Here is a 21,185-nt window from a genome sequence, read left to right as displayed (position 1 = left end):
TCATTCAAACAAGGAGCTAAAGTGGATACCGTAATCTTTAAATCTGAAGACTCTAAAAAAGAAAAATATAAAAATGAGCTTATGGAGTTCTGGAGTATTTTGCCTCCTGGCGAATTATCAAGGCAGGAAATAGCAAGGCAGGCCCTCGGAATTTCAAAGCAAGCTATGTACAAGCATTTTACACCTGAAGAACTCGATGAAATTGAAAAGCAGTGTCTTGAAATCAGAAGACAAAGATACAGCCTCAAGCTAATGAAAGTTGATGATACGGTATTTAGAAGAGCAATAGCTGGAAACATTCCGGCAGCAAAGCTTTGCTATCAGAGATTCGAAGGCTGGAACCCTAATCAAAAGATTGAAAAACCCAGAGAGGAAGAAGTAACAACTTTCAGCGTCAGGTTCACTGATGAATATTAATTGTCCTGGAGGTTGGAAATAAGGTTGGAAATGAAAAAAAGACCAAATAAAAAAGGGTCAGGTTTTTCAACCTAACCCCTTGATTTTATTGTGGCGGGAACAACGAGACTCGAACTCGCGACCTCCGGCGTGACAGGCCGGCGTTCTAACCAACTGAACTATGTCCCCGTGGTGTTTTAGGTGGTGGGCGAAACAGGGATCGAACCTGTGACCTACGGCTTGTAAGGCCGTTGCTCTCCCAGCTGAGCTATTCGCCCGCCAAAAACAAGGCATATCTATCAATGGGCGCTTCATATGTCAAGATAAAAAATAGCCTATGTTAAATTTATATTTTTTTCTTCGTATATGGAGCTGCTTATGCGAACAGATTTTGTGAGCAGAGAAGCAGCAAGAACTTCATCCATGTGATCCACAAGCTTTATTTCAAGCTGTTTGGCAACTGCCGGAGGTAGTTCGGCAAGGTCTCGTTCATTCTCCTTTGGAACCAGTATTTTTTTAATTCCGCCTCTGTGGGCAGCCAGAATCTTGTCCCTCAATCCTCCAATGGGAAGGACCCGGCCCCTGAGAGTAATCTCTCCGGTCATTGCCACAGTTCTGTCCACAGGGCATCTTGTGAGAACGGACACTATTGACGTGCACATTGCAATCCCCGCTGATGGCCCATCTTTGGGAATTGCTCCTTCAGGAATATGTATGTGAAGATCAAGGGATTTATAAAAATCAGGATCTATATTAAGGGCCTCGCACCTTGACCGGACATAGCTCACAGCAGCCCTTGCAGATTCTTTCATCACGTCGCCAAGTTTTCCGGTTACGATGAGTTCTCCCTTGCCGGGAATGGCAACGGCCTCGACGCACAGAAGCTCTCCTCCTGTCTGGGTCCATGCCATTCCTGTAACTATCCCGATTTGATCCGTACTTTCAGCATAGCCGATCCTGAATTTCTGCTGGCCCAGATATTTTGTGATCAGACTCGATTTTATTTCGAATTTCTTTTTATTGTCTCTGTCTTTTGCCTGCTCCCTGGCTATTTTTCTGCATATGGAAGCAATCTCTCGCTCCATATTCCTGACTCCGGCTTCGCGCGTAAACTCTCTTATTATTTTGTATACCGCAGGTGCCGTAAACTGGACATAATCCTTGTCAAGGCCATTGGCTTCTATCTGCTTCGGAATAAGATGTCGAACGGCTATTTCATATTTTTCGTGCTCCGTATATCCGGCAATCCTTATGATTTCCATCCTGTCCTGGAGAGGAAGAGGGATGTCAGGGAGCGTATTTGCCGTTGTTATGAACATGATATCAGAAAGATCATAATCAACGTCCAGGTAATGGTCGTTGAATGCGCTGTTCTGTTCCGGATCAAGAACCTCTAGAAGGGCCGAAGACGGATCTCCCCGGAAATCCATGGTCATCTTGTCAACCTCGTCAAGACAGACCACAGGGTTGTTTACCCCGACTTTTTTAAGGGATTGTATGATTTTGCCTGGAAGAGCTCCCACATAGGTTCTTCTGTGCCCCCTGATTTCGGCCTCATCCTTAACTCCGCCGAGCGATATTCTAATGTATTTGCGCCCCGTTGCCCTTGCCACAGATTTTGCGAGCGATGTTTTTCCTACGCCAGGAGGCCCGACAAAACATAGAATGGGGCCTCTTATTTTTTCGACAAGCGCCTGTACCGCGAGATACTCAACAATCCTTTCCTTGGGTTTTTGCAGGCCATAATGATCTTCGTTCAAAATAGCCTCGGCCGCATCCAGGTCATGGGTGATTTTTGATTTGTCGTACCAGGGCAGTGAAAGAAGCCAGTCTATATAATTTCTGGAAATGGCGGCTTCGGCAGACATGGGCGACATCTGCCTGAGCTTGTCGAATTCATGTTTTGCCTTTGTTGCGCCCTCCTTGGACATCTTTTTTTTCTTTATGCGCTTTTCAAGTTCGCCGAGCTCGTCCCTGTCGGTTTCCTCTTCCCCCATCTCGCGCTTTATGGCCCGCATCTGCTCGTTAAGATAGTATTTTTTCTGAACGTTTTCCATCTGGGTCTTGACACGACCCTTGATTTTCTGATCGACCCTGAATATCTCAATTTCTGTGTTTATCAGTTCAAGGACATGATTGAGACGAGCCTCAACCTCCATTTCTTCAAGAATACGCTGTTTTTCGGGATTTCTGAATGGAAGCTGGGCGGCCACCACATCCACAAGTCTGCCCGGATCTTCAATGGAACCTATGGCAAGGGTTGCTTCCTTGGGTATTTTCTTATTGATTTCAGCATATTCCCTGAAGCTTTCCAGTATAGCCCTGGAAAGAGCTTCTCCGTCTGCCGGGGCAACCATTTTTTCTGTCATCACTTCCACTGATGTCTCGAAAAAATCTTCATGCTTTGTAAATTCTGTAATCCTGGCCCTGACATGCCCTTCAATAAGTGCTTTAACATTGCCATCAGGAAGTTTGAGTATCTGAAGAACCTTTCCTATGGTTCCTATTGCGTTAATGTCTTTTTCTTCAGGCTCTTCAACTGCAGGATTCAACTGGGAAACAAGAAAGATGTTTCTATCCCTGTTCATTGCCTCTGTCAGAGCGTTTATTGATTTTTTTCTTCCGGCAAAAAGAGGAGCCACCATATGCGGAAAAACAACCATATCACGTAGCGGCAGAGTCGGCAGGATCAGTCTTTCCGGGCTGTCTGGGTCGTTTTTGAATAATTTTGAAAGGTTTATCATCGTCCACCTTGTTTATTACGAAAGCAGCACAATCCAAGAAAGCGTCTTTTTCAAGACGCATTCATCTTTTGATACTGAAGTCTTGAATCGTTTTTATAAAAAAGGGCTATAAACCCTGGTTTTAGCATTCCAAATAAAATGCGGGTTTACCTTATTCAAGGCAAGCCCGCATCTTTTTAATCAAATTCTGTAGTCACAGTTCTCTCGGCAGCATATTTTATGCAAATATGCATGGATATACATGCAAAAAATACTTGTCAGGCATGCTTCTGACTTTGTTCATATATCAGAATAGGAGCTTCTTTTTTAAGAATCACTTCTTCCCCGATAATGCATTCTTTTACATCAGGCAGGGAAGGAATTTCATACATTATATCGAGCATCGATGATTCAATTATTGCCCTAAGCCCTCGAGCTCCTGATTTTCTTTGAACGGCTTCTTTGGCTATGGCTTTGAGAGCGCCGTCTGTAAATCTGAGCTTGACACCTTCTATCTCAAAAAGCTTCTGGAACTGCTTGATAAGAGCATTTTTAGGTTCTGTCAGAATCTTGATTAAAGACTCTTCGGTTAGCTCATCAAGCATTGTTACAACAGGCAGTCTGCCAAGAAATTCAGGTATCATTCCATATTTAACAAGGTCTTCTACCTTTATATCATTAAGAATATCAGTTCTCTTAGCAGGCTCTTGGGATGTGATCTTTGCCCCGAAGCCCATGGCTTTCTGGCCCATTCTTTTGGATACAATTTTTTCGAGGCCATTAAAAGTCCCACCAACTATGAAAAGAATGTTGGTGGTGTCAACTTTGACGAAATCCTGCTGGGGATGCTTACGCCCGCCTTTCGGAGGAACGCTTGCCATGGTACCTTCGATTATTTTCAGAAGTGCCTGCTGAACACCCTCGCCTGACACATCCCTTGTGATCGACGGATTGTCGCCCCTCATGGCAATCTTGTCTATTTCATCTATATAGACGATTCCGCGCTGGGCTTTTTCCACATCATAGTCAGCGTTCTGGAGAAGAGAAAGAATTATGTTCTCAACATCCTCACCAACGTATCCGGCCTCGGTCAGAGATGTGGCGTCCGCAATTGTGAAAGGAACCTCAAGGAATCTTGCAAGGGTCTGGGCAAGCAGCGTTTTACCACTTCCTGTCGGACCGATCAGAAGAATATTACTCTTCTGTATTTCCACTTCATTTGAAGACACGGATGACTCAAGGCGCTTGTAGTGATTACGGACTGCAACGGCAAGAGCCTTTTTGGCAAAATCCTGCTCAATCACGTACTCATCCAGCGCGGTCTTGATTTCCTTCGGCGTCATGACCCTTTTGGGGCTTTCATATGACTTGGAATCTTCTTCCTCTATTATCTCACTGCAGAGCTGGATACATTCATCACAAATATATACGGCAGGCCCTGCTATGAGCTTTTTTACTTCCTTCTGATTTTTTCCGCAAAAGGAACAGAAAAGCTTGTCATTCGTGTCGTCTTTTTTACTCATTTTACGCCTCCGTAGCTCCCACTATTTTGGCGAGATCGGCCCTGTTTGCAACAACATGGTCAATAATACCATAGTCCCTTGCCTCAGCGCCGCTCATGAAAAAATCGCGATCAGTATCTCTGCTGATCATGTCGAAATTCTTTCCTGTGTGCATTGAAAGGATTCCGTTGAGAACCTCTTTCATTCGAAGAATTTCTTTTGCCTGAATTTCTATGTCAGAAGCCTGCCCCTGGGCGCCTCCCAATGGCTGGTGAATCATAATTCTCGCGTGTGGCAGGGCATATCTTTTACCTGCTGCTCCGCACGCAAGAAGAACTGCGCCCATGCTTGCAGCCTGTCCAATGCACACGGTAACAACATCCGGTTTAATATATTGCATGGTGTCGTAGATTGCCATGCCTGACGTTACAACGCCGCCCGGAGAGTTTATGTAAAAATTTATTTCCTTGTCAGGATCTTCTGACTCAAGAAACAAAAGCTGGGCAACTATCAGGTTAGCGACATCATCATTTATCGGAGAACCAAGAAAAATGATTCTGTCTTTCAGGAGCCTTGAATAAATATCATAGGCTCTTTCACCTCTGCTGCTCTGTTCTACTACCATTGGAATTAGAGGCACGTTAACTCCTTATGAACCTTTTCTATCTGTCAGGCTCTCCGACACCGGTCAGAGAGCCTTGGTGTAAAAAAATTATGCTTCTGAAGGTTCTACTTCAATTATTTCACTTTTTTCAACAAGCAGACGCATTATTTTCTTTTCAAGAAGCGTGTGCTTGAAGAAACCTATTTTATCAGGATTGTTCTTGTAGAATTCCCTGATCATTTCAACCGGACGGTTGAACTCCTTTGACAGGCTTTCATATCCAGCTTCAAGCTCTTCATCGCTGAGGGTCATTTTTTCATTCTCAATGATGGAGCTGAGAGCAAGATGTCTGCGAACCTGCTTTTCTGCCGTATCCCTGAATTCTTCCCTGAGAGCTTCCTTGGTCTGGCCTATCTGCTCAAGGGTGATATTATTGGCAAGGCAGGCCCTTTCAGCTTCATCTATCATTGCGTCTAGTTCGAAGCTGATCATTGAATCAGGAACTTCAAAATCGGAGCGCTCAAGAAGATAAGCAAAAATCTGCTCGTTCATTTCCTGCTCAATACGTTTGTCATAACCTTGCTGAAGATTTGATCTTATTTCATTCTTGATATCTTCAAGGGTTTCAAAAGATCCGAAGTTCTTTGCAAAATCATCATTAAGCTCAGGCAGTTCTTCCTGCATAACGTCATTCACAGAAAGCCTGAATTCAATGTCATTGCCTGCAAACTGCTTGTTCACATATTCTGCAGGGTATGAAACAGTAAAAGTCTTTTCAGATCCTTTTTTAAGACCAATGAGTTCATCGTCAAACATTTTTGACATCATTGCAGAGCCGACTCTGTAAAGCTGGTTTTCAACCTTTGGAGTCTTTTCAAAAGAAACACCGTCCTTGAAGCCCTCATATGAAACAAGGGCATAACCGCCTTCAGCTATTTCCGTTCCTTCTGTTGCCGGCACTTTTTTCGAAAGGCCCTTTCTGAGCATTTCTATCTGAGCATCAACTTCGCCTTCTGAATAGGCATATTTGGTCTTGTTGATTTTGATCTGTGAAGTATCTATGGCGGCTATTTCAGGCCTGATTTCAACAGTTGCGTCAAACTTGAAATTGCCCTTGCCTTCGAACTCAACAGGGTGGACCATTGGCGGCCCCACTATTTTGAGCTGACCTTCTTTGACTGCCTGAAAAACATTGTCCTGGATCAGACGGCCGGATACTTCATTATTGATATCCTTGCTGAACATCTTCTCAAGAATATTTCTTGGAGCCTTGCCAGGACGGAAACCTTTGATTTTTGTTGTTTTCTTGAGGTTGTTATAAGCGGCATCGACTTCAGCCATTACCACGGCTTCCGGGATATCAATGTGTAAAACCTTTTTAACAGAACTTACATCTTCAACAGTAAACTGCATGACAATCCTTTCCTGAATGATAAAGCAGCCTGTTGGTTGCTGCCTTAAAGACTCAATTACCCTTATTCAAAATCTTTTATTATTAGCCCCAATAATCAGGTCTTCCACGCAAGGCGTTTATTTTTTCAGAATATTCCATCCTCTCGCGCAATGGACAAAAGTAATATCAATAACAGAGGGTGTCAAGCAAAATTCCGGTCGAAATATCTGTAAACGCTTGAAAATCATAGGACAATGTGAGGTTCTCAATGCAAAAAAAGAAAAGGTATGAAAAAAAATAGAAAAAAAATTAAAAAAAATGAATTGATCTCTTGCATTTAAAAAAAAGGCATGGTAGTACGCTGATCAAATGTCGGGGCGTAGCGCAGCCTGGTAGCGCGCTTGGTTTGGGACCAAGATGTCGCAGGTTCGAATCCTGCTGCCCCGACCACTTTAAAAAAACATGGCCATTCCGTTAATTCGGAATGGCTATTTTTTTATCCGGAGTTTATCTTTTAATAAAAAATATCGTAATATACTGAATATGCAGCATATAAAGTTAAGCCTCCTCGACAGTTCCAATCTTCATATCTACAATAATCTTATTCAATGCTATGAATGCGAGTTTTCCTCCATAACCAAAAAAAAGCCTGATCATGAAGGGGTGTTTGACGTTGACACCCATATCGGCGGAAATGTGCTGGGTTTCATCGGCTTTGTGGATAACACTCCGGCTTCCCTTGCTGCTATAAAAATGCACGCTTCTCATAAATACGAAATCTGTGAATTTTTTGTGGTTCCTTTTTTCAGAAGACACGGAATCGGTACTTTATTTGCTGAATTAATATTGAAAAAATTTCCTGGTTATTGGGAAATCAAGCAGATAGAGGGCGCTGATTATGCTGTTTCTTTCTGGAGAAGTGTTCTTTACGGCCTCACAGAAAATTGTTTCGAAGAAGATGTTTTTATGGATTCATACTGGGGACGTGTTACAAGGCAGAGATTCGAAATTCCTGAATAAAGCCTCTTTTTATTTGTCAGAATAGTCATGATAACAGACGCCTTCTCTGTAAACACTGCCAGGAGAGCTTTCACATACAATTTTTGTGATTGAACGAATTTCTTTCCCTTCCGGATATTTTATATTTCCGACCCTTGAAAGGGCCGACAGAATATAATGAAACGGGACTGCATAGCTTATGGTTGTGGGTATGAGGTATTCATCATTTTTTTTTGTGTAGCCCACATCATTTAATACAGAGAAAAGAATTCCCGCCAACTCCCCCGAATCTTCAAAAAAAACGGGAGAACCGCTTCCTCCTGAATTTGACATTATATTTACAGAAAAAGAGTACGGCTTTTCTGAAGGATATGGAAGAACCGCGCTTATAATTCCCTTCTGAAGAGTAGGTGTTACCTGGTGGAGTCCCCATGGGCCATCCAGGGCTCTTCGCCCGAGAGGGTAACCGGCTGTGCCGATATCGAGACCTTCGGTTATCCTTCTGGTCTCGGAAATTTTTATTGGAGTCAAATCATTTGCCAGAACCCTTACAAAAGAAAGATCTGGTGCTTTAGGGCCATAGGATCTGACGTGTGAACCAATATTTATTACACCAATAACCGGTATACGGATATCAATAATTCCTTTTTCAGCGGGATACAGGAGCATTGCGTCAATACCCCATTCGTCAGGGTCAAGGCCCGGTGGGCGCCAGGCATCTGCAAATGAATCCACCACATGATGATTTGTGGCTACAAGCCCGTCCTCGCGTATGGCAAATCCTGTGCCCAGAATTGGTGGGAAACGGTATCCGTTTTCTTTTTCCATGGAAGGGAGATATTTTGGAACAAAAGCCACGATGCTTTTTTTTATTGCCGGATATATTTCAGCTAATGTCATTTTTCATGGGCTCGCAAAAAGTCAGAAACGGTCTTGATCATGTATCTTCGTATTTTCAGATAGTTCTGGATTCCGGCCTGTGCAGGAATCGGACTTTTTTGCGACCTTGTCCGGGATCATTTTTTAGATAATCCATGTAAAGGACGCCGGGATCAATGGGCCTCATCTTCGTCACTGTATCTTTCCCTGATGGATTTTATAACATTATATTTTTCAAGAAAAATTTCAACCAGCTCCGGCTCGAACTGATTTCCTGACTCTTTTGTTATGACATCAAGAACCTGATTTTCTTCCCACGGCTCCTTGTAAACCCTTTTGGAGCTGAGGGCATCGTAAACATCAGCCAGGGCAACTATTCTTCCGAACAAAGGGATTTCTTCCCCTTTTTTTCCAATGGCTTTGCCGCCTGTATCTTTGAAACCATCCTTGGGCTCGCCGCTGTTGATGTCTATATGACCAGGATAACCTCTTCCGTCCCATCTTTCATGATGGTTCAGGGCAACCTGCATTGCCGCTTCCTCAAAATCAGACTGGTTTTCCGTGAAGAGTCTTGCTCCATAAAGGGTATGCATTTTCATTATTTCATATTCATCATCATTGAACTTGCCGGGCTTTTTCAGAATGATATCAGAAATTGCAACCTTGCCCACGTCATGAAGCATTGCCGCCATTCTTAGCATATCCCTGTTTTTGTTCATTTCCTTTTCGCCCATATCCCTTCTTTTTGCCCATGCCTCGAATATTTCCACCGCATATCCGCCGACTCTGTTAACATGGGCTCCTGTTTCCTTGGGGTCTCTCATTTCGGCCATCTGGATCATTCTGAGAAGAATGGATCTTGTGAGGCGGGCTCTGTCAAGGGCCAGGGTAGCTATACCTGCAAAATGCGCCATAAATTTTTCGTCTTCTTCAGAAAATGCCTGGGTTTCTCCATTCTTGCCTGTGGCGTTAATAATTTGAAGAATACCCATCACTTCACCTTTAAGGGTTTTGAGCGGGATTGTAAGAATTGATTTTGTTCTGTATTTTGAGGCTTCGTCAAAACCTCGGCTGAATTTGAAAGGGCTGCTTTCAAGTATTTCATAGGCATCCGGGATATTCAGTATTTCACCCGTAAGCGCCGCATAACCTGCTATGCTCCCGCAGTCAATCGGTATTGAAAAGATATTGTATATGAGCTTTTCACCCGGCGTGAGTCTGTTCTGCATGGTATCATTTTGGGTATACTTGAAATCCAGCCTGTTTCTGTTCTTTATGTATATGGAACCGGCATCGGCATTTGAAAAAAGCCGGGCTTCTCTGAGAATATGTTCCATGAGAATATCAAGGTCCTGAACCTGACTCAGTTCCTGGCCTATTGATGTGAGGGCATCCAGTTTTTCTTTTTCCGTAAGCATGGTAACCTCCCTCGGCATGAAAAGTGATTTATTTTTCTGTAATATCTGTAGAAAGCATTCTCATTATTCCATCAGATTACAGACAAAGAAGAGAAAGCTGACAAGACGAAATACATATAATTTAAATTACAGTGAATCTGACAATGCATTATCTATATCATTATATTTGAACTCAAACCCCAAATCAATCAGCTTTTGGGGTACGGCTCTCTGACTGGCTGTTATAGCTTTTCCGAAATCGCCAAGAAAAGCCACCAGCAATACTCTTGGTACAGGAAAAAACTCCGGCATTCCAACGGCTTTTGCAAGGCTTTTAGAAAATTGTCCCTGGGTTATCAGTCCTGGAGAACACGTATTAAAGATTCCTGAAAAATTATTTGATATTGCAAATGCAATGACATCAACCAGGTCATCTTTGTGAATCCATGGGAACCACTGTTTGCCAGAGCCCAACGCACCCCCAAGTCCGAATCTGTATGCCGGTAGCATGCTCTTTAAAGCGCCTTCTTTTCTTCCTATTATAATGCCAAATCTTAGAATTACTATCCTTGCATTTTTCCCTTCGGCTTTATTTGCTTCTTTTTCCCAGTCTCTGCAAACGCCAGCCAGAAAATCATCTCCGCACTCTTCATCCTCTGTAAGAATGGCGTCTGCTCTGTTTCCATAAAAACCCGAGGCCGAAGCGTTGATGAGCGTTGAGCCTGCTTTAACTGCATCAGCAACATTTTTTGTTGTCATCACCCTTGATTCATAAACTTCCTTCTTGTATCCGGGAGTCCATATTCCAAAGATGTTTTTTCCTGCAAGATTTACGGTTACATCTGCTTCGTTGATTGCTTCCTGCCAGGAGCCCGGCAATTTAGTATCCGCTTGTATATATCTATACACACTATTATTGACTGATGGCTGTCTGGTTGAGATATCAATACCTGTGACAATATGACCCTGTTCTATAAGGTGGGCTGAAAGATTCCTTCCGACGAATCCGGCAGCTCCTGTGACGGCTATTTTCATATCATATGCCTCTTAATAGGTTGTGCGGGGCTGTTTTAGATCATTTGGTCTTATGATTGTAGGATTCGCAAAAAGTCAAAAAAGGCGTCGGTATCATGCCTGGCTTGATCCGGCATCCTTGTATTTTCAGATGTTTTTGGATTCCGGCCTGCGCCGGAATGACTGAAATAAGACTTTTTGTGAGTCATCATGATTGTCTTACTGTTATATTCTGATCAACCACAAATCCCTTTAAAGGATCAAAATGCATGTCAAATTCTATCAGGCAAGGAAGAGAGCCTGAAACTCCCAGTCTGGTTTTAAGCGCGCCTTTTATAGGAACAGGTATTTCTTCATTCAGAGCAAAATTACCTTTTGCCACAAGCTCAAGCGGTACTTTTATGTTCTGCCTGATTTCGGATGGAATATTGCTGATGACTTTAAGATCGAATTGATCCTTTATTCTTACATTATGCTTAAGTGGCAAAGAAAAATCCAGAGGAATCATCCCCTTGATCGGGACTCTTGTAGGAATGCCCATTATTTCCGTATCGACTGTTGTTTCCAAAGGCATTTGCCCCTTTATCTGGACTGTCTCCTCAATGGGGAACTTGTTGTCGACGTCAAGCTTTATTGGCTTGTCAACTTTAACATTAAAAATATCCCTTATTGGTACATCCAGTTCAGCCTGGATCGGCAGAGAGAAATTTATTTCCTTTTGAAACGGTACTTTGAACTCTGTATCCAGCTGGGCTGTAACAGGCAGCTGATAGTCCATTGATATGTTGATTTCTTTTGCAATTTTAAGATGGCTTCCATCAATGGAAAACTCCCACGATTGCAGGGAGCAGAGAAGAACTCCCATGATAAGTACAAAAAAAACGAAGATGGTGGTCAAAGCTGATACAACCATACTAAGGACAGCAGATCGATTTGGCACAGGATAAAAGCCTCATGATAATAAATTTGTTTATTTATCAATAGCATAACTTGAGCTAATTTCAAACTTTTAGAGGCTTTTGCATGAAGATATTTTATTTTTGATTGACAGGAATCAGGCAAATGGGGGATTGAGAAATATTGTTATTTTGATTATTAGGGTATTTTATAGATTTCTCCATTAGCTGATCATTCACAGATAGATTTAAAGGAGGACTAAAATGAAAAAATGGATGTGCAGTGTTTGCGGTTATACATTAACAGCTGAAGAGCCACCTGAAATATGCCCTGTATGCGGAGCTGACAAGAAACTTTTTGAACTGGTCGAGGATTCCGCCGAGCAGTCAGAAGAACATTCTGAACCGGTTTCTTCGGACAAACAGAGTGAACCATCTGATTTTAAGCATAAGATTTTTGGCTTATCCAAAAAAATTATTCGGCAACATCATCTTCACCCAATATCCGTTCATATTCCAAACGGAGTAGTACCTGTTTCGTTTATTTTTGTATTTCTGTCCGTTATTTCCGGCGGAATTTCTGCACTGGAAAAGGCCGCGTTCCTGAATCTTGTTTTCGTTCTTTTTGCCATGCCAGTGGTTGCCTTTACAGGATTTGTTGACTGGAAAGAGAAATATTCAGGAACAATGACCAAGGTTTTTAAGATCAAAATGATTTGTGCTGCTGTGCTCACATCGTCTGTTTTCATTGCTGTGATCTGGAGGGCGGTTGACGAAACCGCTGGTTCATCCTGGCTCTATCTCGTCCTTAATGCCCTTATTCTCGGCTCAGCCGGTTTAGCGGGATTTATGGGCGGAAAACTGGTTTTCAAAGATTAGTAATCTGTTTTCAGGCCCTTAAGCAGGGCCTGAAATGTTATTTTTTCAGATAGAATTTGAAGCGGGCCTATGATTTTAGACGATCTGATTGAAGAAATATCTCCTGGCCTTTACCAAATAGGCGATTTTGCAACTCCTGTTTTTCTTGTTGATGCACCTTCACCTGTTCTTGTTGATGCAGGCTATTCATTCACATCTGAATTATATGCAGGGGCTGTCCATCGAATTCTCGGAAAAAGGAAGCTCTCCTGGTGTTTAATAACCCATACGCATTTTGATCATGTTGGAGCAGTCGGATATTTCAAGAATCTTTTTCCTGAAATGAAAATCGGAGCTTCCGGCCTCGCCTGTCAAATTATGTCTAAGCAAAAATCCCTGGATCACATTGCCGGTTTAAATCTCTTTGCAGAAAGTATATTTTTTTCAGAGACTCATCTCTCCTCCTCCCCTTTCCAGCCTTTTCAGATAGATACAATCCTTTCTGAGGGTGATGTATTAAACATTGGAAATTCACTGAATATTTCAGTTATTGAGACTCCGGGGCATACGAGGGACTCACTCTGTTTTTATCTTAATGAACAAAAAACAATTTTTACTGGGGATTGTGGCGGAATCGTTCATGACAGCGGCTATATATTTTATGATTTTCTTTCAGGTTGCGCAGCTTATATTCACTCATTGAACAAAATATGCAATTCTGGCGCAGAAATTTTATGTCCGGGTCATTACAACTCGTTTAAAGACGCTAAATGCGAACAGTATCTCGTTGATCTGGTTCCCGGGTGTATGAAATTCATTGATTTTGTTTCCGGAATTCTATCAGCACACAATAACGATATCAATATTTGCATGAATATTATCAAATCACTTGAATATGATGTGCTTCCTCAGCCAAAGCAGCCGGAGCCGGCGTACCTGCTGAATCTTGAGGCAAGGTTACGATCAGTCCTGTCTTTTGTTTCTACAGATTTAAGTCGTTTTTTAACGTAAATAAATATTAAAAACTGAGTCATTGTGATATTTATCTTGATTTAATGGTTTATTCCTGTTTTATTTGTTCTTGCGAGGCTTTTTGCTATTAAATCAACTTAAAGGAGGTTTTTATGTTCAAAAGACTTTTGCTTGTTCTCGCCATCGGTTTTTTCCTTTTTGCATCCCCTCTTTTTGCCATGAACAAAATCAATATTAACAAGGCTACTGTTCAGGAACTTGAGCAGCTTAAAGGGGTCGGTCCCAAAATTGCCCAGAAGATAATTGATTATAGAGACAAGAATGGGCCTTTCAAAAAACCCGAGGATATAACGCTTGTGCAGGGAGTCGGGCCAAAAATACTTGAGACAAATAAAGATACTATTGTTGTATCAGACGATGCCCAGGTCAAGCCTGCTGAAGGAACTGCGCCTCCGGCCGCTGTTCAGAAAAGTGTACCCGCTGCTCCTGAAAAGGCCCCGAAAAACTGATTGATTTTGCCTGCCCCTTTATATGGGGCAGGTATTGATTTGGTGTGAATTTCTTCGATTAATCCATTATTTATCGTTGTTATGAATAATCTTTTCATAAATAGAATCCGAGGAATACTGCTGATTTATTCACAAACGAGTTAATATCTGCTTTCCCATGCTTCCTGTTTCTAATTTCAGCTTGAATAACGGAAGTGAAACAATCATCTGTCTGCCAAACAAAAAATCCATAAGGTCTTTATCCATTTTACCTTTTTCAATTGCGGTATCCCTCACTGATCTGTCATAGGAGAGCATAGAGACAATTTCTCTTCCCATTTCCTGATTTTCTTCAGCAAGTATGATTTCCGCATAGTCTTTCATTTTTCTGTAATCGCATCTTTTCTGATGCTCCTGAATAAGATCCCACATCCCTGTTTCTCCTAGCAGATCTTTTCTTGTAAGAAAGGGAGATGTCTTCACCGGATCAATTTGCCTTTTGTCCCAGCATTTGAATGCTCGGCATACAGATGGCCTTGATTGATAAATGCCACATTCCTGTGTCTCTTCATCATGGAAGAGGCATGAAGGTATTTCTTCATCCCGGGGCTTTATTTTGATTATGTCTGATTTCAGGTGATCAAGCTTCCTCGTTTTAGGATTTTTATAAGGTTCACCTTCGCGCATCGTAAATAAATATTTAATAGGGATATTTCCCCTTTCAATTAAATGACTGTCAGAATGAAAAAGATCTGGTGAGCTCAGGCGGCAGCAGGCTCCGCACTTGATGCATGATGAAATTTCGCCTAACCCTGGAATCTGTATTGCTTTCATATAGAACCTCATAAATACGTATCATTAAAACGATCGAAATCAATATCACTCATAAAATGATAGGTCAAAACATAACCGATATCATGATCATTTTCAGTTCATATTTATAGAATTTCATGCCAGAGCTTTTATCTGTATTTTCTGGCATTGGCTGTTTTTTATTAAAGTCTGCTCCAATAATTCAAGGTTTGTTCTTACGCCTATAGATTTTATTTGACGTTGAACTTTTTATTAATTAAGGCTTGGCCCAAGATATTAACTGAAATATTCTTTTTAAGGTTACGCTTATAGCCACATTCACAGATCAAAATAGCGAATGTGAATTTTGACAAACTCATAAAAAGTCCGATTTCCGTCATTCCGGCGCAGTCCTGAATCCGGAAGTATTTGAAAATATAAAGATGCCGGATTAAGTCCGACATTCGCCGGAATGACAAACCCGTAATTTTGCGGCCATGTCAGGTTTATAAAATTATTTCATGCCATGATAAAGTCTCACCCCTCAAAAACCATTATTATCTTTGCTAAATACCCCGAGCCTGGCAAAGTAAAGACAAGATTGTCCAGTTCCTTGGGTCATGAACAATCCTGTCTGATTTATCAAGCCATGCTTTCGGATCTGATTGACAAATTTGCTTTTCAGAAATTATTTTCCTGTTGTTTTTATATTTATCCTCCGGAGGCAGCCACTTCTTTTTCTGCCGAATACTCCTTATCTGTTGATAATGTTTTACCCCAGAAGGGTTCAGATCTTGGGGGGCGAATGTTTAATTCATTTATGGAGCAAATCAGCCTTGGTTTTGATCAAATTGCCTGCTTTGGTTCGGATATTCCTGCAATATCCTTAGATCATATTGATTCTGCTTTCAGCGCTCTTTCCAGCCATGATGCCGTGCTTGGCCCTGCCGAGGATGGTGGGTATTATTTGATAGGATTGAATAAGGAATCATTATGTGAATCTTTTTTTACCGGGATAGCCTGGAGCTCTCCTTCTGTTTTTTCCGAGACTGTATCGAAAATTAAAAATAGAGGACTAACGCATGACACGATTATGCCCTTAAGAGACCTTGATGATTTGTCTGATCTCCAGTTTTATAAAAATTTCCTTAACGAAAACAGATCACTGAGTCCAAGACTCAATAGGATTTTAAGTGAGAAGGATTATTTCCCTGATGGTATGTAACAGAACGATTTCTTTTGAGATGAGGCTTGATAGCACAGAGGCTGTAACAGGTTATTTTACTTGTGTACCAGCAGACCGCATGACTTTGAACGACATGTTAGATTTACTTTCAGTAAGACCGATGGATACTTTTCTGCATGGGCATGCACTTAATTGTATATGCTCATTGCCACTTGCGGAATGGATCTCTTTATTAGAATCTCGTTCTGATTGGAGTTTTCCGGTCCAATCCGTTTTTCTGGAGTCGTGCTTATTAAATCCAGAATTAAAAGATCTTTCCCTGTTTTTTGATTTTGATGCGGCTGTCATTAATTCACCTCTCATCAATCTTCGATCCGCATACCTACAGGACAGAGAAATTGACTTGAAACTGATTCCCATACTTCGTGATAATATTGTTCATCACAATCCATTAAAGAAATTAGCAGACAATGATATTCTTATGCTGCGGAGCAGCATTAACCTTTCCTGCCATCAATGTTCATCAGGCTCTTTGCATATTGGGGCAATTCATTCTGATTCCTTTCATATAGAGCATGACTATCCAAAGAGAATTATCTCTGCTGTTGGAGCAGCCAAGCTTGCTTTTGACAAACTGGAAAATGCAGGGGTTTTCTTTGAATCTGAAATGCGTCATGTCTCTTCCCTAAGCCCAATTGCTCTGCTGCGCAAATGGAAACTTCACCGATCCATCGATTCCGGCAGAAATAATTTTTTGCTTTCAGGGATTCACACGGCTTATGGCAAAGGACTCTATCTCGATGATGCTAGGGCCTCATGCGTAATGGAGGTTCTTGAAAGATACTGTTCTTATGCTTCTGTTGAATCGTGTTTGATCACAGAATGCAAAAATGAACGTCCCCTTGTTTATTCTCGCTTTTCTGAAATATCAAACAACGCCCTCGATCCCTCTTGTATTAAGCTTGAAATTCCTTACAATGACGAGCCTCTCTGGTGGACATTGGGCGAACAGATAGGTGCGGACGGCTTGCATGAAATATTTGTCCCGGTTCAAATGGTTTATTTATTTTCCAATCTCGACGAGATAGATCTTTTTTCAGGTCTCGGTTCCACCGGCCTTGCTGCTCATACAGATATGGCCATGGCCAAGACAGCGGCTCTTATAGAATGCATAGAAAGGGACTGTGATGCCATTTCTGTTTTTGACAGATCTCATTGCTTTAAAATTTCAACTAATGATCAGGAGCTGTCTCAGTTATTTTCTGCGTATGCTAACCGCGGAATTCAAATACAGTTCCAGGATATTTCAAATGAAATTGGCATACCCTGCTACAGGTGCTTCGTTGTTGACAGTTCAGGAAGAATACTGAAAGGAACCGGCGCTGGTTTGAGCGCAAAAAAAGCGCTTCTTTCAGCGCTCATGGAGACCCCATATCCTTTTCCCTATGGCCCACCTTCAGGAAGTCATTTTGAAAATCTTCAAACCCTTCTTCTTGAAGATTTGCCGGATTATACGACAGAAAATCCTTATCAGGATCTTTACATACTTGAACAGACACTTGTTTCGAACGGCTACGCGCCGGTCTATGTGGATATTTCGAGAAAAGATACGGATTTCCCTGTTGTTAAGGCCATTATACCGGGACTTGAAATAATGAGTGATTTTGATGTTTACTCGAGGATCTCGCCAAGGATGGCGGCAAATTATTTAAGAACTGTCTCTGGATAGTTTGTATCTTTGCCTTTTTTCCATCCTCGCTTTTACAGACATGGCTGATAATTCTTATCAGTCATGACAATAATAACTCTGCCGGAAATTAAGTTTTTATTTCTTGTTTGTGGAAAAATTTTTTCAGATATTCAAGGGAGGGCCAGTAGTCTTTTTCTTCATGCGGTTCAAATGTAATTATTGGGAGGCAGTTCCTTTTTTCATCGAGATATTTGAGTAAATGGCTAAAATCAATTCTGCCCTGGCCAGGAGGCATATGGCCGTCCGAGTCTCCGCAATTATCATGCAGGTGTATATGGCCGATATATCCCCCCAGTTCTTTTATCCATGTTTCGAGGCTTGCCTTTCCAAATGCAAAATGATGCCCTGTATCAAGACAAAAGCCCACATTAAATTTTTCGAGCCTTTCAAAAAAAATCTTGATATCTTCTGGGCCATCTTCATATACATTTTCAAGCATGAGCCTGCATTCTGACTCTCCCAGTTTTTCAGCCAACCAGGTCCATATTTCCAGGCTCTTCTCAACCCAGGATTCCCGAAATTGGGAATAGCGCCTCGATTCATAGCCAGGATGGCATACTATATGAACCGGTTTTAGAATTTTTGCTGCTTCTATAAGCTGGGCAAATCTTATTTTTGTTATGTCCCTTATGGCTGGATCCTGGGATCCTGCTGAAAGATCCATGAATGGCCCATGAATTGTAATCCTGCTACCCAAATCAGAAAAAAAATGGGATGCAGCTTTATAGTCTTCCGCTGTATACTGATCTAATGCTACAGCATCAAGCCCTATCTCTGGATTGATACGGTATTTTTTTATGAATTCATCATATTTGCCTTCCATGAACATCCTGAACGGAAGGTTGACCTGGGTTTTTTCAATTGTCAGCTGCATCATTTAACCTGTCACATCGTGTTTGTTTTGAGTAGAAGTGCATTCCATCCTGATTCACTATATTCCTGCAATAACTCAAATTTTTTACAGTATTTTTTGCAAACAAATTCTTTTTCTTCCGGGCGCATGCCTGAAAGTATTGCATATCCTTCCTTGTTTACTGCCGATGCAATTAAATCCGACATTGATATCAACGTCGGATACCTAAGGTTTGCAGTTACAAGGTCAGGCTGGAGGGCGAGTAACCCTATTTCTGTATCTATTATGTCAATTTTTTGTTTTGAAATAGAGTTGGAAATAATATTTGCTCTTGCCTCTGACCTTGCACAGGCGTCTATATCTGTCCCGATGCATTTTTCTGCGCCTAAAAGTGATGCCGCAATTGCAAGGATTCCTGTACCTGTGCCAATATCAAGCATTGATTTTATCTTCGCGCCTGACATAAATATAAAATCCATAGCTTTCAGGCACATTTTGGTGGTCGGATGAATACCATTGCCAAATGCTATTCCCGGGCTAATTTTTATAAGCACGCTCCCGCTCGAGATATCGTGAAGGCTTGTGTTCGGAGGGGCAATCCATATTCTTTCTGATATTTTGACAGGGCGGTTGACATTTGTGCTTATCATTGTCTGTCCGAGTCTATTTACATACATGAGCGATCCGTCGTCAAGAAGAGTCCGGATCGCTTCTTTGATTGATTGTCTGTCAATACTTGGACATGCTTTTCTGATTTCTGAGATCAGTTTTGCAATTACAATACCCTCTGGTTTTTCTACCAGTGATTTTTCAATGGTCTGTTTTATCAAGGGGATAAACAAAATCACCCCTTATTTTTGTCTTTAAGACCTTCCCTGATGAGAAGATTGTTATACCAGACAGCAAATTCGTACATACCGAGGAATTTTTCATTTTTGTTTACAATGCCAATACAGAGATCCCATGCTCCACTGGCAAAAGAAGTGCTGTAGTCTTCATGGCTCAAACCCTGTAAAAATTCTCTTATGAGCTGCTGGCTTGTTCTTTCTGAAACATCTGTTCTTATATCGATTGGATCCTTTGGTTCTTCAAAGGGATCCCAAACATCATATCCTTTTTTTAATACTCTGTCCTGGGCTCTTTTACCCATACTTTCAAAAATGGCCTTCTTTTTGTCGGCGATTTCCTCTTTGGAAAACTCTATATGACTTCCGCCTTTTGCCATAGTCTACTTATCTCCAGTCTCGTCATCATTTATAATTCCAAGGTATTCATCATTGTACTCAGTGAGAATCGCCATGGATACTGGCACTAACATATCGCTCATTCTTGTGTATGTTGTTGGCAATTCCGAAATAAAATCTGCCGAGAATTCGTATAGCTTTTTGTAGACCATGTCCATGTTCAGCGCAGGATATTTTTTGCCCTGTTCGAATGATGTTTTACCACAGGTGTGGCTTACACCCATTGCGGATGTTGGAATGCCGTAGACTCTGCATGCGATTGGCCTGAACTCATACAGATCACATTTGTCTTCCATGCTTAGCAGCGGACACCGGACTCGCTCCATTGACATGTCTCCAATAATGGAGAGTTCATCTCTGCCCTCCACTGTTTCAGCATGAGCTTTTTTCTTCAGCTTATGGAGTTTTCTGTCTGCTCTGTTCGCCCTCTCAATCATGTCATGCCGGATTGTTCCACCAGTATATTTCTGATTAAAATGATAATTAACATACATTGCTTCTATGAGCGTCAGGTCAAAGATTGCAAAACAGCAGTCCGAACACCCGCTAGCGCATTTTACACAGTCGCCATATTCTGACTTCACTTTATCAAAGGCTTCATCAACCAGTTTCACAAGGCCTTCATATTTTTTGAAGTATTTATCAAGAGGCAGCTTCATTTTAAAACCTATAGTATTGCTTGGTTAAATCAAAATGTTTCACGTGAAACACTTCTTGGTTATCTGAGAAGAATCCGTTTGAAGTGTTTCTCTCTGGAGCCAAAGCCTTATTATTCCAGAACTTTCTTCTTAAAAAAAGACTGTTGCCAGGGTAATCGAAGGCTTAAAACACATACCATACTAAGGTACAAATCCAAAATAGAAATTAAGAATTGAGTTTTTAGGCTAATCAAAAAATGAGAAATCCGTAAAGATCTCTATTTTCCTCATTCCACTTCATCCACGAATCCAGAGCATCTAAAAAGAAATCTGATTACCACTCTGCTTCAGCCATAGAAAGCATGGTTGATGGCATGGGTGGAGTCCTAAGAGCAACATAAATCAGTCTGTGAATCATGGACGGCAGATCATATCGGCGATTGAATCTGTACTGAAATTCTGCCAGGTACCGCGGAACATGCTTGCGATTAATTGCATGATAAGTACCTTTGAGCGCATTTTTTAAGTTACCAAGTATTATATTGACCCATTTGAAGGATGGATGCTCTACAGCTGCTTTACCACCTCCAGTAACATGGGG

At 41.5% G+C, this 21,185-nt stretch carries 21 protein-coding genes and 3 tRNA genes; 8 read left to right on the top strand and 16 right to left on the bottom strand.

The features are described 5' to 3' along the window. The first annotated feature begins 21 nt into the window (after positions 1 to 21). Positions 22 to 417 (top strand): hypothetical protein, encoded by a 396-nt coding sequence (locus K245_RS0101135; RefSeq protein WP_027357834.1) that lies wholly within the window; start codon positions 22 to 24, stop codon positions 415 to 417. A gap of 91 nt (positions 418 to 508) precedes the next feature. Here the strand turns inward: K245_RS0101135 and K245_RS0101130 are convergent. From K245_RS0101130 to tig, 6 genes are all read right to left on the bottom strand, one after another. After that, positions 509 to 585: transfer RNA gene (locus K245_RS0101130), tRNA-Asp, on the bottom strand. A gap of 13 nt (positions 586 to 598) precedes the next feature. Continuing rightward, positions 599 to 674, bottom strand: a tRNA-Val gene (locus tag K245_RS0101125). A 57-nt stretch (positions 675 to 731) separates the two neighbouring features. Continuing rightward, positions 732 to 3,140 (bottom strand): endopeptidase La, encoded by a 2,409-nt coding sequence (lon, locus tag K245_RS22500; protein ID WP_051283741.1) that lies wholly within the window; start codon positions 3,138 to 3,140, stop codon positions 732 to 734. Positions 3,141 to 3,397: 257 nt separating this feature from the next. Continuing rightward, positions 3,398 to 4,642: an ATP-dependent Clp protease ATP-binding subunit ClpX gene (gene clpX / locus K245_RS0101115; protein WP_027357833.1), complete on the bottom strand. Its 1,245-nt coding sequence runs from the start codon at positions 4,640 to 4,642 to the stop codon at positions 3,398 to 3,400. A gap of 1 nt (position 4,643) precedes the next feature. Next, positions 4,644 to 5,261 carry an ATP-dependent Clp endopeptidase proteolytic subunit ClpP gene (gene clpP / locus K245_RS0101110; protein WP_027357832.1) on the bottom strand — a complete coding sequence of 206 codons (618 nt, stop codon included), beginning with the start codon at positions 5,259 to 5,261 and terminating at the stop codon, positions 4,644 to 4,646. 72 nt (positions 5,262 to 5,333) lie between these two features. After that, on the bottom strand, positions 5,334 to 6,638 hold the full coding sequence (tig, locus tag K245_RS0101105) for a trigger factor (protein ID WP_027357831.1): 1,305 nt from the start codon (positions 6,636 to 6,638) through the stop codon (positions 5,334 to 5,336). Positions 6,639 to 6,991: 353 nt separating this feature from the next. Here tig and K245_RS0101100 point away from each other — a divergent pair. Together K245_RS0101100 and K245_RS0101095 are read left to right on the top strand one after the other, a co-directional pair. Further along, positions 6,992 to 7,068, top strand: a tRNA-Pro gene (locus tag K245_RS0101100). 93 nt (positions 7,069 to 7,161) lie between these two features. Then, a complete protein-coding gene (locus K245_RS0101095; protein WP_198013793.1) occupies positions 7,162 to 7,638 on the top strand; it encodes a GNAT family N-acetyltransferase in 477 nt (158 codons plus the stop codon). Positions 7,639 to 7,647: 9 nt separating this feature from the next. Here the strand turns inward: K245_RS0101095 and K245_RS0101090 are convergent, their stop codons facing one another. The 4 genes from K245_RS0101090 to K245_RS0101075 all read right to left on the bottom strand — a co-directional run bounded on the left by K245_RS0101090 (position 7,648) and on the right by K245_RS0101075 (position 11,847). Next, positions 7,648 to 8,517, bottom strand: coding sequence for a S1 family peptidase (locus K245_RS0101090; protein WP_027357829.1), 870 nt, complete (start codon positions 8,515 to 8,517; stop codon positions 7,648 to 7,650). Positions 8,518 to 8,669: 152 nt separating this feature from the next. Continuing rightward, a complete protein-coding gene (locus tag K245_RS0101085) occupies positions 8,670 to 9,914 on the bottom strand; it encodes an HD domain-containing phosphohydrolase (protein WP_027357828.1) in 1,245 nt (414 codons plus the stop codon). 126 nt (positions 9,915 to 10,040) lie between these two features. Then, positions 10,041 to 10,928 (bottom strand): TIGR01777 family oxidoreductase, encoded by an 888-nt coding sequence (locus K245_RS0101080; RefSeq protein WP_027357827.1) that lies wholly within the window; start codon positions 10,926 to 10,928, stop codon positions 10,041 to 10,043. Between the two features lie 187 nt (positions 10,929 to 11,115). Further along, entirely contained in the window at positions 11,116 to 11,847 is a 732-nt protein-coding gene (locus tag K245_RS0101075) for a hypothetical protein (protein ID WP_156906667.1), read from the bottom strand. 220 nt (positions 11,848 to 12,067) lie between these two features. Between K245_RS0101075 and K245_RS0101070 the strand changes: the two genes are divergently transcribed. The 3 genes from K245_RS0101070 to K245_RS0101060 all read left to right on the top strand — a co-directional run bounded on the left by K245_RS0101070 (position 12,068) and on the right by K245_RS0101060 (position 14,142). After that, the gene (locus tag K245_RS0101070; RefSeq protein WP_027357825.1) at positions 12,068 to 12,682 is read left to right on the top strand and encodes a DUF2231 domain-containing protein; all 615 of its coding nucleotides are present in this window, start codon (positions 12,068 to 12,070) and stop codon (positions 12,680 to 12,682) included. 69 nt (positions 12,683 to 12,751) lie between these two features. After that, on the top strand, positions 12,752 to 13,672 hold the full coding sequence (locus K245_RS0101065; protein ID WP_027357824.1) for an MBL fold metallo-hydrolase: 921 nt from the start codon (positions 12,752 to 12,754) through the stop codon (positions 13,670 to 13,672). 113 nt (positions 13,673 to 13,785) lie between these two features. Further along, positions 13,786 to 14,142, top strand: coding sequence for a ComEA family DNA-binding protein (locus K245_RS0101060; protein ID WP_027357823.1), 357 nt, complete (start codon positions 13,786 to 13,788; stop codon positions 14,140 to 14,142). A gap of 129 nt (positions 14,143 to 14,271) precedes the next feature. Here K245_RS0101060 and K245_RS0101055 read toward each other — a convergent pair whose 3' ends face one another. Then, positions 14,272 to 14,955, bottom strand: coding sequence for a YkgJ family cysteine cluster protein (locus K245_RS0101055; protein WP_027357822.1), 684 nt, complete (start codon positions 14,953 to 14,955; stop codon positions 14,272 to 14,274). A 484-nt stretch (positions 14,956 to 15,439) separates the two neighbouring features. On the opposite strand from K245_RS0101055, the gene K245_RS0101040 reads away from it, so the two are divergent. Together K245_RS0101040 and K245_RS22495 are read left to right on the top strand one after the other, a co-directional pair. Continuing rightward, positions 15,440 to 16,138: a TIGR04282 family arsenosugar biosynthesis glycosyltransferase gene (locus K245_RS0101040; RefSeq protein ID WP_027357821.1), complete on the top strand. Its 699-nt coding sequence runs from the start codon at positions 15,440 to 15,442 to the stop codon at positions 16,136 to 16,138. A 364-nt stretch (positions 16,139 to 16,502) separates the two neighbouring features. Next, positions 16,503 to 17,828: a YcaO-like family protein gene (locus tag K245_RS22495; RefSeq protein ID WP_198013792.1), complete on the top strand. Its 1,326-nt coding sequence runs from the start codon at positions 16,503 to 16,505 to the stop codon at positions 17,826 to 17,828. A gap of 88 nt (positions 17,829 to 17,916) precedes the next feature. On the opposite strand, the gene K245_RS0101030 is transcribed toward K245_RS22495, so the two are convergent. From K245_RS0101030 to K245_RS22490, 5 genes are all read right to left on the bottom strand, one after another. Next, complete coding sequence (locus K245_RS0101030) at positions 17,917 to 18,726, bottom strand: sugar phosphate isomerase/epimerase family protein (protein ID WP_084156082.1); 810 nt, start codon at positions 18,724 to 18,726, stop codon at positions 17,917 to 17,919. Between the two features lie 8 nt (positions 18,727 to 18,734). After that, a complete protein-coding gene (locus K245_RS0101025) occupies positions 18,735 to 19,544 on the bottom strand; it encodes a 50S ribosomal protein L11 methyltransferase (protein ID WP_027357819.1) in 810 nt (269 codons plus the stop codon). 2 nt (positions 19,545 to 19,546) lie between these two features. Then, positions 19,547 to 19,927 carry a hypothetical protein gene (locus tag K245_RS0101020; RefSeq protein WP_027357818.1) on the bottom strand — a complete coding sequence of 127 codons (381 nt, stop codon included), beginning with the start codon at positions 19,925 to 19,927 and terminating at the stop codon, positions 19,547 to 19,549. 3 nt (positions 19,928 to 19,930) lie between these two features. Beyond that, positions 19,931 to 20,605, bottom strand: coding sequence for a YkgJ family cysteine cluster protein (locus K245_RS0101015; protein ID WP_027357817.1), 675 nt, complete (start codon positions 20,603 to 20,605; stop codon positions 19,931 to 19,933). A 313-nt stretch (positions 20,606 to 20,918) separates the two neighbouring features. Continuing rightward, positions 20,919 to 21,185, bottom strand: a 267-nt coding sequence (locus K245_RS22490) for a transposase (RefSeq protein ID WP_027359489.1), incomplete at its 5' end; no start/stop codon positions are given.

It is taken from the genome of Desulforegula conservatrix Mb1Pa (genome assembly GCF_000426225.1).
GTDB lineage: Bacteria > Desulfobacterota > Desulfobacteria > Desulfobacterales > Desulforegulaceae > Desulforegula > Desulforegula conservatrix.
The sequence above is the reverse complement of the archived record's forward strand: the minus strand, read 5'-3'. Positions and strand labels throughout refer to the sequence as shown.